This is a genomic window from Scatolibacter rhodanostii (assembly GCF_900197595.1).
Classification (GTDB): domain Bacteria; phylum Bacillota; class Clostridia; order Oscillospirales; family Acutalibacteraceae; genus Scatolibacter; species Scatolibacter rhodanostii.
The window spans coordinates 432,312-445,789 of sequence record NZ_FZLO01000002.1; the positions used below are offsets into that span (position 1 = coordinate 432,312).

Sequence of the window (13,478 nt, forward strand, 5' to 3'; positions counted from 1 at the left end):
CATATCATTATTTTACTGATTCTCGATATCCTTCTTTGCGGTTCACTAAATTAATGAGTTCTTTTCCCTGGTAATAACGCGCCAAGTTCTCAGTTAAAATACGGATGACACGCTCGTGTGTTTCTGGCAGATAATAAAAACCTGAAATATGTGGCGTGACAACGGCATTTGGTAATTTCCATAGTCTATGATCAGCCGGAAGAGGTTCAGGTTCTACTACATCCAGACCAACACCCCAAAGTTTGCCGCTTTCTAACGCATCACACATTGCCTCTGTATCGACCACAATTCCTCGGCCTACGTTAAGAATAATTGAGCCGTCTTTCATCTTTTCGATTTTTTCCCGGGAAATCATATTTCTCGTCTTCTCTGTACCCGGCAAACTGATTGCCACCACATCTGCTCTGGCTAAAACAGCATCAAGTTCTTCCGGTGTGCAAAGTTCATCAATATATTCTGGTTTCTCGTGCTTCACGCGACGCATACCAATGACGTAAGCCCCTAAAGCTTTGCAGCGTTTAGCAAATTCACTACCAATATCGCCCATGCCTAGTACCAAAATAGTAGAGCCGTAAACAGATTTAACTTCACCCTTAGCTTTCCATAGCATTTCATGCTGTGCATCACGATAGAGATGCAGCTTTTTTTGAAGCTCCATCAACATGGCCAACATATGCTCGGAAATTGCCAGTCCATATGCCCCTGTCGCATTGCTCAAAATGGTATTTTCGTGCAGTCTTCCCGGTACAATATAACCCTCGATACCCGCACTGTTAGTCTGTGCCCACTCTATAGAAGAATCACCGTGCAACAAATTAGGGTTGACATTTCCCAATAGAATTTCAGCCCAGTCCACATCCTCTTGTGTTGTTTCTTGCATTTTAACATAGCGAAATTCATAGGTAGGTGCTGCTGCTTCTATCTTTTTGAGATGATGTTCTTTGAGAGGTACTGTTACCAACACTTTTTTAGTTTTGTTCATTTTAAACGCCAACCCTTCCCGGCTTATGCCTACACATAAGTCCTCAACCTATTGCTTGTTTCTGCTTCGTTTGTATTTATATTTATGCCTCTAGCTCTTCTGCTTCTTTTAACCAAAGAGCTGCACAGGCATCACTCGGCATTCTAAAATCGCCTCTGGGTGACAGCGTGACCGAACCCACTTTAACACCGTCAGGCATACAAGAGCGTTTGAACTGCTGTGCAAAAAACCGCCTATAAAATGTCTTCATCCATTTTTGGATAGTAGATGGCTCATAATTCCCCTGAAAAGCCGACACAGCCATACGGAAAATTTTTGCCGGTGCAAATCCATAACGCAATGTGTAATAAATGAAAAAGTCGTGAAGCTCATAAGGACCAACGAGATCTTCAGTTTTTTGACTGATTTCTCCATCCTTAGGGGGTAATAATTCAGGACTAACGGGTGTTTCTAATATATCTACCAGCACATTTTTCAGACTTTCTCCGCTCTCTCCTGCTTCATAGTTCACCAAGTGTCGCACCAGCGTTTTGGGAATGGATGCATTTACGCCATACATCGACATCTGGTCACCATTATAGGTTGCCCAGCCCAATGCCAGCTCAGATAAATCACCGGTACCAATGACAATTCCGCCGCACTTATTGGCAAGATCCATCACCACCTGCGTTCGCTCTCTAGCCTGCGAATTTTCATAGGTGACATCCGTGCGATTTTGGTCTTGTCCTATATCTTTGAAATGCTGTAAAACAGCCTTTTCAATGGAAATCACCTGAAAATCAACGCCATATTCTTTTGCAAGGCACTCTGCATTGTTTTTTGTTCTGTTTGTCGTGCCAAAACAGGGCATTGATACTGTATGAATGCCCTTTCGATCTAATCCCAACAAATCAAATGCCCGAACCGCTACTATTAGTGCCAAGGTGGAATCAAGTCCGCCAGAAAGTGCCAGAACAGCATTTTGAGCGCCAATATGCTCTAAGCGCACTGCCAATCCATGTGCCTGAATATTTAAAATGGTTTGGCAACGCTCTTTTCTTGTTTTTTCGTCTTTAGGCACAAATGGCTGAGGAGAAAACTTTCTTCGCATTTGAAAGCTCTCAATCGTTTGCTTGTCCATCGTAAAAGGAACTTGTACTATATCGGGCAATTTGTTCTTCCATGTTGTATTGCGCAACCGCTCTTGTTGAATCAAATTTACGTCAATTTCAGCCACTGTAATACCGGTTGAAAAAAGATTGCTTTCTGCTAAAATAGAGCCATTTTCAGCAATTATATTATGGCCGGCAAAAACCATATCTGTGCTAGATTCTCCCCAGCCGCTGTCAGCATAAAGGTAACCGGCAATCAAACGGCCAGACTGGCTCTTGACCAATTCACGACGATATTCCGCTTTTCCGACTGTTTCATCACTGCAAGAAAGATTGAAAATAATAGATGCTCCGCCTTTAGCCAATTCGGTACTGGGCGGTGACGATGACCACACATCTTCACAAATTTCAATTCCTAAACACAAATCAGGAACATTCTCACATGGAAACACAATGCCTGTTCCAATAATCGTATCTTGTCCAGCAAAATGAATCGGTTCTGGCGCACACCCCGGCGCAAAATAGCGCAATTCATAAAATTCATTATAGTTAGGAATCTCTGTCTTGGCCACCAAAGCTAACAGCTTCCCTTTATGGAATATCGCTGCGGTGTTATAAAGCTCTCCAGCAAAACCTACAGGTAGTCCTACAGCGCACACAATGTCAAGCAAAGCCGTATCAGCCATAAGGTCTTTCAATGCTTCTTCTGCCGCTTGCCGCAGTGTTTGATGAAAAAACAAATCGCCGCACGTATAAGCCGTTAGTGACAATTCTGGAAAAATCGCAGCGGCACAGCCCTTTTCTGCACATTCTTCTATCAACTTTTGAATACTTATCTTATTCGCTGCGACGTCTGCCACTTTGACCTTCGGTGTGACAGCCGCCACTCGAACTAATCCATCTCTCATCTTTTTCCCTCTATTCACAAATCCTCTGGGCAAGCAGCCGCAGAGGATTTCATCTTTGAACTACCCTTATTTTTGTAGCAACATTATAACTGCCTATAGTATTAAATCGTAAACCCGTATTTTATTCGCTAAAACCTGCTTAACACCTTTAGACTGAGCTTTTCCCTACCCTATTGCTGCTATACGACTTCACCGGACACCGAAGAAACTGGATCTGTTGGCTTTCCTGGGGTCGGTTCTGGTTCAGGTGTCGAAACTGGAATTGGAGTGGGAGTCGGAGTAGTAGTAGGAACCGGAGTCGGTGTTGGTGTTGGATCAGGAGTTGGATCAGGTTTCGGAGTGGCTGTCACAACGGGTGCGGCGGGAGTTGGTGTCGCAGTCGGTACCGGTGTAGGGGTGGGTTCACCCTCTACTTTACCACTATCCTTTGTCGTGTCTATTTTTGATACATCTGTGCCCGGTCCATATTTGTATATTTTGCCTTTAGGAGGATAATATGAGCTAGGCAAATCCTCTGTCTTCACTAATTCTCCGTTTTTATAATAGTGGCGAGCTGCGTAAGAAGAAACACCTACTCTGCCGGCAGAATCTAACACATAATCGCCTTTTGCAAGACCCGGATCTTCTATAAAGCTAACCGTATCTGGAATTGCATAGGTTTCCACTCGACCTGAACTTGTTTCTATTGTATCCCATTCAGGAGATTTTACACCATAAATCGATACAGTCAGTGTAACGCCATCCATCCAACTTTGAATGTAAATAGGATTACCTGAATTATTTCTAAATCTAAAGTCATAGTTACCATAGTCGACCATGGCATCCAATCCAGTGGGAACATAAGATGACTCGAAAGCATGACAATCTCGCTCTACAATTTCCAGTCCGGCATGAACCACCGCATTATAAACCGTGGTAGAACCTTGGCAGATTCCCCCTCCGTACATCTGCACAATTGCGCCGCCGCTAATACCGCCAGCCGGCAAATAACCTTCTGCGGCTGAGGTACTGTCGCCAATGGTGCCATTGTATGAAAAAACTTCTCCGGGTTCTAATTTAGTGCCATTGACACGAGAAAGAGCCAGTGCCATATTGGAATTGCCATTATAACCATTGGTTGAAATCGTGGAGAAAGTTGATAGCATACCAAACTGACTTTGCAAAGTTTCTTTTGTGATGGTAGGAATAACCTCCATAAATTCAGCTTGCAAAGCACCACCCTGTTTCTGCATGATCAGCTGGCGAATATTTTTAAGCGTTTTATCAATGTCGACTTTTTTGCCTTTTGTTTCTGCTGTAAACACAAAAGAACCGCTGGCAGAGTCAAAACCCTCCACAGTAGATTCTACTGCTTTAACAAAACATTTCTGAGCGGCAGCCATAATCTTTTCTTTGCCTTGATTGGAAAGATCAATGACATAAGGAACAGTCAAGTCTTCTATTTTCCCACTCAAAATTTGTTTAGGCAGTGTAATCTCCAACATTTCTTTATATGTAAAATCTTCGCCTTTCAGCACAATCGTGTCGTCTTGAAACTTGACACTGACCTCCAATTTATTCAGTTTGTTTTCAATATATGTTTTCCCTAGCTTGACAGCTTCTTCTGATGTCTTTCCAGAAATATCTTGACCCTCAAGCATACTGCCTTCTATAAAAACCACAGGTTTTGCTTCAGCAGAAGATTCTGTAGGATTCCCGGGAGCTGTCTGACAACCTGCCAGCAAAGCGGCTGTTACCAAAAAAGCAAAAATAGCTTTTAAATTTTTTTCTTTATTTGATCGACGGTTTTCCATTATTACGTTCACTCCTTTCCCAACATTTGTACACAGCTTAAGAAAAATCGCTATGATTTTAAGATTTATCTGCATACAATACTAGTCCGGCGGTTACCCCTCCGGTTTATTCCATTTTTCATCTTATTTGTCTTTTTTCATATTTACTCGGTTCATCCATACTTTGAATCCGGTCTCACTTTTTCCACAAGATATTGACAAAACCATTATACAAATTTTTACCAATAAAGTAAAGCCTAAAGAAGAGTTTCGAGTGTCAAATTCCCCCCTTTTTCTTCTGATAAATGACATCAACTTTCATAATTTTCATACAGTTTTATTTCTCTTTTTTGCTAATTTTTTTCTTTTCCCTTTTATTTATTTCATCCTCTCTGCTTTCATCAAGAAAAATTATGATTTTGTAAGATTTTTTTAATTTCTTTGCTCTCTAATATATGGTAAACTTGTAACCAACTTATTAAAGTCTTTCTCACTTTTTGTTAATATAAAAATTTTCTTAACGTTTAATACCTTATTCTCAACACTATCTTGGTATTACGAAAGGGTGGTACAATGAAAATTATGATTTTAACTGCTGCTACAGGCGGAGGACATTTGAGTGCCGCCAGTGCACTGGAAGAATATATTCGAGAAAACACTTCTCATGAAGTTGTTACCGTTGATGCACTAAAAGCAATTGGACGGTTTTTGGATAAAACCATCTGCGACAGCTATCTCTTTATGGCCAAGAGAGTTCCTCTCTTATTTGGTCAGCTTTACAAACAAACCAACAAGCCAAACTATCTATCTTATTTGGCACCAAAAATCAATTCTACTTTCAGCTATTCTCTTAACAAGGCTATTCATTTAGTAGACCCGGATGTGATTATCTCTACCCATCCTTTTGCCACTGAAATGATTTCTCACCTTAAACACTTGGGAAAAATCAGTGCCAAGCTGCTGACCGTTATCACCGATTATGGTCTTCACCGTGCTTGGATTGCAGAGCATGTGGACGGCTATATCGTCGCCTGCGAGGATATGATCGCTCCTTTAATGGCTCTGGGTGTACCTGAAAATAAAATTCATGTATTCGGCATACCTGTTCACAAAGCCTTCTTCAATCCTCCTTCTCGTGAAGACACTTTAAAAGAACTGGGGTTTTCGCCTGAAATTCCTACCGTTCTCTTTATGGCGGGCAGCTTTGGGGTGTCAGACATCATTAAGATGTATCGCAGTCTTACAAGTGCAGAAAAAAAACTGCAAATGATTGTAATCACCGGACGAAATGAACGCTTATACAGCGCCTTTGAAGAAGAAATTGAATCCAGCAGTGAAAATAAAAATCGCACACATTTACTCTTTTTTACCAAAGAGGTGCAAAAATACATGAATGCTTCTGACCTAATTGTCACCAAACCAGGTGGATTAACGGTTTCTGAAGCATTGGCCTGCAACTTACCCTTGGCGGTCTTTAATGCAATTCCCGGACAAGAAGAAGACAATGCTCTTTTCCTTGAAAATAATGGCATGGGCATTCGAATTCCAAAAGATAATTCTTTTACTGATGTATTGCTATCTCTTGTGCGAGACACAGGGCGTCTGAATCAAATGCGAGAGAATTGCCGCCGTTTTGATAAGTCCGATTCAGTTCCTCAAACTGTAGAACTGGCAGAAAATCTCATCTCCCCTAAATCCATTCCCAAAAAGCATAAATCTATCTCTTTAAAGGTGAAGAAATGACATTTACCCCTGACGATTATGCTCTCATTCTTCAAAAATTTTCAGATTTATCCGACGAACAATACCGCGTTTTTCACGCCTCCCTTGTACCTGGCACCACTATCCATTATGGAGTTCGGGTACCTGAAATTCGCCGCATGGCCAAAGAAATTCTTCGTCAAGACCCCACTGCATTTTTGGGCTTTTCACAGCCTACTTCTTACGAAGAAATTATGCTGAAAGGTTTTGTCCTCGCCGGTATGAAAATGCCGATTGCTGAAAAACTGCTTCTTGTAGAGGATTTTCTTCCTCTCATTGATAATTGGGCTATCTGTGACACTTTTTGTTCTTCTCTTAAATGCAAACCCAAAGAAATGCCTTTGGTATGGGAATTCATAAAACCCCTTTTTCAATCGGAATCTGAATATACCGTTCGTTTTGCAGTGGTCATGTTTCTGGGACACTTTGTGCAAGAATTTTTTGTAGAAGAAGGCCTTTCTCTTCTTCTTTCAATTTCTCAAGATACTTACTACATCAATATGGCTGTCGCGTGGGCTGTTTCTGTTTGTTTCATTAAATTTCGTGAACCCACTTTTGCGTTGATTTCTGCTAGACAACTACGCCCTTTTATACAAAATAAAGCTATTCAAAAAATTCGAGAGTCTCTGCGCGTTTCGGCAGAAGATAAAACAATGCTTTTGGCTTATAAAATCCTGTAAATTTACGGCTTACTTCTAAAGCTTTTACCTATTAAAAATCTTATTTGAGGCTTTTAGACCGCCAAATTTCCTAGCTGTGAGAAAATTTCTCACAGCTTTTATTGATTTAAACCTCTATTTTTACTGGAACCGCCATATCACACCCAACTGGCGAATATAATATAAAGGTCTGTTATCGCTCTATTCATGTGTCCTGATTTTAGGACACAACCCAACGATTGTCCCTTTATCTTTGCAAAACCATAGAGTAAAATCAGATATAGAAAGGAGCATTATGAAATGGGAAAAGATATTACCCGTGTTTTAGTTGAAACCACTTTACGCAAGACGTTAAAAGACATTCATCAATCACCTGACAGAACCATTCGGAATCTGGTTGATTTAGCCTTAAATTTTTCAAGCGGCGACTTTCAAAAAGAGATTCTCAGCGATATACAGGAAATGCTTCAAAACGAAGACAGTGCCTATTATACATTAGCCTCCAACTTAATTTCACAGGTTGATACTGACAACATCATTGCCTTTGGCCTGAATGTTGGCTACAACAGCTGTTCAGCGGGAGCCAAAGAAATTCGCAAAATTGAGCAAAAAGAGGGATTTAATATTCCTTGGTCACTTTCGTTGCAAATTTCACCGAATGCTGATCGAACTGCACAATATCAATCTCTTATCACACAAGGTAAGGCTTTAGGAATATATACCTATCTGCTTTTCACGGAAGAAAATCCTGAAACTTTGCTTCCTCTTATAGAAGCTCATCCAGACTGCGCCTTTTTCCTCTTTATTTCTGGAAAATGGATAACATCATCCTTTCTGAAAAGAACCTCTGGTTTGCAACATCTTATGTATGCTATTCAATATGATGAGCATGCTTCAACCGCATGTCGGTTATTAAGAACCAAAAAACTTCTTTTCTCTGTTTACTTACGCTATACAGAACAGCAAGCCAAAACTTTAATCAATGGTGAAATTTTGCGTCAGATTCTTCTTCTGAAGCCGGCCTTTGCCTTTTTTATTCCGCAAAAAAGCTGCACCGAAAAAACAGAGCAGCTGGTTTATCAATATATTTGTCATATACGGCAAGAACAAAAAGTACCGATTCTACTGATGGATATTAAATATGACAACATGTTCATCGACAGTATTATCTCAGAAGATGCCTGCACGGCCTTTTTTGATGAAGACGGTTTTTTGCATCCCACTTTTATGCAAAAGACTGTTCAACCTTTCAACTGTTTTCAATCTGATTTACGCACTATTTTTTCTGCGGCGTTCCCAAAAACAACGGCGAAACACCGCTAATTTTTAGTGCTAACAGATGCCAAATTTCTTCATCCATCAAACGACTTTATGCTAATTTATAATAAGTATCCCCCGGCTAAGCCGGGGGTATTGCTTATGCGGGCAAAGCCCTATGATACTAGCGACGTCTAAAGACGTGTAGCACGGTCTGCCATTTGCGAAAGCTTGTTACTTGCTACCCGTAAACGGGTCGGTGTATTCTTTCATTGTCATCTGGTCATGAATTTGATCTTCTTTTAATTGATTTTTGATATACTCTTGAATTTTCTTTGCATTTTTTCCTGCAGTATCAACATAGTATCCTCTGCACCAAAAGCTTCTATTTCCATATTTATATTTGAAATTTCCATGTCTTTCATGAATCATAAGGCTGCTTTTTCCTTTTAAATATCCTACAAATCCTGACACGCTTATTTTCGGTGGAATTTCAACCAACATATGAATATGGTCAGGACATAATTCTGCCTCAATTATCTTTACTTCTTTCCATTCACACAATTGACGCAATATCTTCCCTATTTCTACTTTTAAATCACCATATATTATTTTTCTCCGATATTTTGGTGCAAACACTATATGGTACTTGCAATTCCACTTTGTATGCGATAAACTGTTGGTATCGTTCATTTTTGAATCTCCTCCTTTTGATTTGACTAAGCAGTTGGCAGACCGCTTATTTACTTTATCAAAAGGAGTTTTTTACTCAATACCACTTAAAGCTTTACCCCCGGCATAGCCGGGGGTTTTCTTCATTATAAAAAGAAGGGCAATGTCTTTTACAAGCATTGCCCTTTTGGTTTGGTTTTATTTAATTTTATCATGCCATTTCTTCTGCTGCAAAACGAATGCACGCTTTTAGTCCTGTGACAAATTCTTTGGGAGACTGTGATTCTCTTGAAAGCAGCCAACGCCGAATGGCTGATGTAAAAGCATCTACCAAAAAAAGGAGATAAAAATCGGCATTTTCCTGAGAAAGTGAACCATACTCTATGTATTCTCCAATAAAAAGGCTCAATATCTCTGTAAAATAATCGAAAAAAGAGTTTTGCCCTTCAATCAAAAAAGCTTTTCGATAGAAACGACTATGCTCAAAAAGGTAAGCACAAATATCTTCCATAAAATCCCATGCTCCCGCATAGTCTTTTTCCTTTGCCACGCTAATAAATTCTGTTTGATAAATCCAGTTTACCAAATCATATTTGTCCTTAAAGTGATAATAAAAACTTTTACGATTCATTTCACACTTCTCGCAGATATCGGCTATATTGATTTTAGAAAACGAGCTTTCTTCCATTAACTCTTTTAAAGAAGCTGCAAGGGCCCTTTTGGTTATATTGGAATCTGCCATATATTCTCCCCTACCCAAAGTCTAAATAATCGAAAGATGTTCAAGAAGTATTTTCACTCCCATGAAAACGAGCACCACACCACCCAAACGTTCCGCTGTCTTTTTATATCCTGCCCCGAAAACGTGTCCCAGCTTTAAGCCTATTGCTGAAATAACAAAAGTCATCACACCAATAAAACTGATGGCAGGCACAATATCTGCCTGTAAAAAGGCAAAGGTAACACCTATAGCCAACGCATCAATACTGCTGGCCAGCGCTAGTGGAATCATAACCTTAGCAGCAAAAGAATCGCCGATTTTTTCTTCTTTAAACGACTGATAAATCATATTGATTCCGATAACCGCCAGTAGAACAAAGGCAATCCAGTGGTCCACTCCGGCTATCAAGCTCTGAAACCGTATACCCAAAAGGTATCCCAACAATGGCATCAGTGCTTGAAACCCACCAAAATACAAACCTATGGTGAGTTGCTGTTTTTTGCTCACTTTTTCTACGGATAACCCTTTGCAGATTGCTATTGCAAAAGCATCCATAGAAAGCCCCACGGCAATAATGAATAATTCCCAAATTTTCATCTTTCTCTTCCTTCTTTCTGACAAATTTTAAGTGCAGAAACAGAAGATATAAAAAAAGACCCATCTGTCGCTGCAGATAAGTCTCGTCTATTAAGATGAAGCCAGGATAAATCCAGCATGTTGACATCATCACACCATGGTGCAGACTACTCCCTTATATTCTTTTATTATATCATATTCCTGCAAAAGGGCAACTACTTTTCTTTTTTTTATGGGACAAAAAAAGAAAAATGTCTAAAAATGTAACAAATTTCTTTTTGAGGGCAAAATTATGACATCCCTATCATTTGTCCATTGAAAAAATGCGTTTTTTCTTTATAATAATAACTATAAAATACATTTAGGATCAGCGTTTCTAACTTCTTTAAAAAAATAGGAGCGCAAAAGGAGGAACTATTTTGGTTTTTTATCATGAAACTCCAGAAGCCGTTGTTCAGCAGCTATCTTCTCATCCTGCAAACGGCTTAACAAACAATCAAATTTCTGAAAAAAAGCAGCAATTTGGCGAGAATAAGCTTCGCCAGAAAAAAAAGAAAACAACTTTTCAACGTTTCTTAGATCAGTTTAAAGATGTTATGATTTTGATTCTAATTGCCGCTGCCGCTATTTCTTTTATTACCGCCTTTTATGAAGGAGAAGCAAAAGCCTTTTTTGAACCGCTTCTTATTTTATTAATTGTGGTTCTTAATGCTACCATCGGTGTTTTTCAAGAAAACAAAGCTGAAAAGGCATTAGAAGCGCTTAAAAACATGTCTGCTCCCCATGCCCGTGTTATTCGAAATGGCAGAGAAGACATTATCGATGCTATTGAGTTGGTTCCCGGAGATATTATTCGATTGGAGGCTGGCGATTTTATCCCCGCCGATGCACGTCTTCTGCAAAGTTCCAGCTTAAAAAGTGAAGAATCTGCTCTGACCGGTGAATCTGTGGCTTCTGAAAAAGAGGCAAGTATTCTTGTAGAAGAAAATGCTCCTTTGGGTGACCGAAGCAACATGGTTTTCTCAGGCTGTAGTATTACTTATGGCACAGCAACAGCTATTGTCACCGCTACTGGAATGGACACAGAAATGGGCAAGATTGCTAATCTTCTTGACAGCGAAGAAGACGGGCAAACTCCTTTACAGGAAAAATTAGCCCAGCTCGGTAAATACCTTGGTATTATGGCTCTTGCCGCTTGCGCCATCGTTTTCCTTATCGGCGTTCTCAATCAAATTCCGGTACTAGAAATTTTCATGACCGCTGTTTCTCTTGCCGTATCGGCTATCCCCGAAGGCTTACCTGCCATTGTTACGGTAGTTCTTTCTATTGGTGTACAACGTTTAGTTAAGCATAATGCGATTATCCGCCGCTTGCCTGCTGTTGAAACCCTTGGCGGTGCCTCCGTTATCTGCTCTGATAAAACAGGAACACTGACACAAAATCGTATGACGCTTGTAGAAACTTATCTGGACGGTGCCGATAAACTTGAAAAAGTCACCACTCAAAACACTGAGGAAACTAAAAAATTGCTCATGTACGGCACACTGTGCAGCAACGGTTCTGTGGGCTTTGAGAATAATGAAGAAAAACACATGGGTGACCCTACCGAAACCGCTATTGTTTTAGCCGCCCATAAAAACGGAATGCCTAAAAATCAGTTGGAAGAAAAGCATAAACGCTATGCTGAAATCCCCTTTGATTCTGATCGTAAACTAATGTCCACCATCAATAAAATTGACGGACAATATCTGGTTCTTGTCAAAGGCGCTTTTGACATGATGGCTCCTCTATGTGTTACCGGCAACATTGAAAAAGCAAAAGAAATGAATGAAGAGATGAGCCGAAATGCGCTGCGTGTTTTAGCTATCGGCTATAAAGTGATTGACCGTGTACCAGCTAAGCTTGTACCAGAAGAGCTTGAATCTGGCCTAACCTTTATGGGGCTTGTGGGCATGATTGATCCGCCTCGTCCCGAAGCTGCTGAAGCTGTCAAAATTTGCCGTAAAGCCGGCATTAAACCTGTCATGATTACCGGTGACCATGTTGTCACGGCTTCTGCCATTGCTAAAGAATTGGGTATTTTGCAAGACGGTGATCTTGCTATTACCGGAGCAGAACTTGATTTAATGACCGATTCTGAACTTGAGAAATCTATTGCCAATATTTCTGTTTATGCTCGTGTATCGCCCGAGAATAAAATTCGTATTGTCAAAGCTTGGCAGAGAAAAGACCATGTCGTCGCTATGACTGGTGACGGCGTAAATGATGCTCCTGCTTTGAAAGCCGCTGATATTGGCTGTGCTATGGGCATTACAGGCACCGACGTTGCCAAGGGCGCTGCTGACATGACCCTAACAGACGATAACTTTGCTACAATCGTGCACGCTGTTCGAGAAGGCCGAGGCATTTATGCCAACATCAAAAAAGTCGTCGGTTTCCTTTTAGGTACCAATATCGGCGAAATTATCACCGTGTTTGTTGCCATGCTTCTGTGGCATAAATCTCCGTTGTTATCTATGCACCTTTTGTGGATTAATCTCGTAACAGATAGTATGCCTGCCATTGCGCTAGGCATGGAAGCTGTTGAGGCTGATGTCATGGATCGCAAACCAAAACCAAAACATGAAGGCATTTTTGCTCATGGATTTGGTGTTCGCAGTATCTTGCAGGGTGTTATGTTCGGTACTTTATCGCTTATTGCTTTTAAAACAGGTGAGACGGTTACCGGTGAACTTGCCGGCGGACAAACACTTGCCTTTATGGTCTTAGCCTTGTCACAGATTGTTCAGGCTTATAATATGCGTTCTGAACATTCTCTCTTCAAAATTGGTGTTTTCTCTAATCACAAATTAAACTGGGCATCTCTCATTTCTGTTCTTTTAGTTGCTTTGGTTATGTTCACTCCTTTAGCCAATGCTTTCAGCCTTGTCATTCTACCTTTAAATCTTTACCTAATCGGCCTATGCTTGATTTTCACTCCTCTATTAATCATGGAAATCTCAAAAGCAGTAGGACTCATCAAACACCACACAAAATCATAAAATTTCTATGCTTCATAAAAAAAGAGCGATGTTATCCC

At 40.4% G+C, this 13,478-nt stretch carries 10 protein-coding genes; 4 read left to right on the forward strand and 6 right to left on the reverse strand.

Annotated elements, in window-relative coordinates; all coding sequences use genetic code 11:
- Window positions 1–7: 7 nt before the first annotated feature.
- The 3 genes from CS931_RS06675 to CS931_RS06685 form a co-directional block, all read right to left on the reverse strand.
- Window positions 8–982 carry a D-2-hydroxyacid dehydrogenase gene (locus CS931_RS06675; protein WP_099204984.1) on the reverse strand — a complete coding sequence of 325 codons (975 nt, stop codon included), beginning with the start codon at window positions 980–982 and terminating at the stop codon, window positions 8–10.
- Between the two features lie 82 nt (window positions 983–1,064).
- Window positions 1,065–2,981: an NAD(+) synthase gene (locus CS931_RS06680; RefSeq protein WP_099204985.1), complete on the reverse strand. Its 1,917-nt coding sequence runs from the start codon at window positions 2,979–2,981 to the stop codon at window positions 1,065–1,067.
- A gap of 179 nt (window positions 2,982–3,160) precedes the next feature.
- Window positions 3,161–4,774: a VanW family protein gene (locus tag CS931_RS06685; RefSeq protein ID WP_159459759.1), complete on the reverse strand. Its 1,614-nt coding sequence runs from the start codon at window positions 4,772–4,774 to the stop codon at window positions 3,161–3,163.
- A 552-nt stretch (window positions 4,775–5,326) separates the two neighbouring features.
- Here CS931_RS06685 and CS931_RS06690 point away from each other — a divergent pair.
- From CS931_RS06690 to CS931_RS06700, 3 genes are all read left to right on the forward strand, one after another.
- Window positions 5,327–6,496, forward strand: a complete 1,170-nt coding sequence (locus CS931_RS06690) for an MGDG synthase family glycosyltransferase (protein WP_099204987.1) — start codon at window positions 5,327–5,329, stop codon at window positions 6,494–6,496.
- On the forward strand, window positions 6,493–7,194 hold the full coding sequence (locus tag CS931_RS06695; protein ID WP_099204988.1) for a DNA alkylation repair protein: 702 nt from the start codon (window positions 6,493–6,495) through the stop codon (window positions 7,192–7,194). Before CS931_RS06690 ends, CS931_RS06695 begins: the two co-directional genes overlap by 4 nt.
- Window positions 7,195–7,473: 279 nt before the next feature.
- Window positions 7,474–8,496: a hypothetical protein gene (locus tag CS931_RS06700; protein ID WP_099204989.1), complete on the forward strand. Its 1,023-nt coding sequence runs from the start codon at window positions 7,474–7,476 to the stop codon at window positions 8,494–8,496.
- Window positions 8,497–8,664: 168 nt separating this feature from the next.
- Here CS931_RS06700 and tnpA read toward each other — a convergent pair whose 3' ends face one another.
- The 3 genes from tnpA to CS931_RS06715 form a co-directional block, all read right to left on the reverse strand.
- A complete protein-coding gene (gene tnpA, locus CS931_RS06705; RefSeq protein ID WP_099204990.1) occupies window positions 8,665–9,123 on the reverse strand; it encodes an IS200/IS605 family transposase in 459 nt (152 codons plus the stop codon).
- Between the two features lie 190 nt (window positions 9,124–9,313).
- Complete coding sequence (locus CS931_RS06710; RefSeq protein ID WP_099204991.1) at window positions 9,314–9,844, reverse strand: TetR/AcrR family transcriptional regulator C-terminal domain-containing protein; 531 nt, start codon at window positions 9,842–9,844, stop codon at window positions 9,314–9,316.
- A 21-nt stretch (window positions 9,845–9,865) separates the two neighbouring features.
- Complete coding sequence (locus CS931_RS06715; RefSeq protein ID WP_099204992.1) at window positions 9,866–10,420, reverse strand: manganese efflux pump MntP; 555 nt, start codon at window positions 10,418–10,420, stop codon at window positions 9,866–9,868.
- A 398-nt stretch (window positions 10,421–10,818) separates the two neighbouring features.
- Between CS931_RS06715 and CS931_RS06720 the strand changes: the two genes are divergently transcribed.
- Window positions 10,819–13,440, forward strand: coding sequence for a calcium-translocating P-type ATPase, PMCA-type (locus CS931_RS06720; protein WP_099204993.1), 2,622 nt, complete (start codon window positions 10,819–10,821; stop codon window positions 13,438–13,440).
- Window positions 13,441–13,478: the final 38 nt, after the last annotated feature.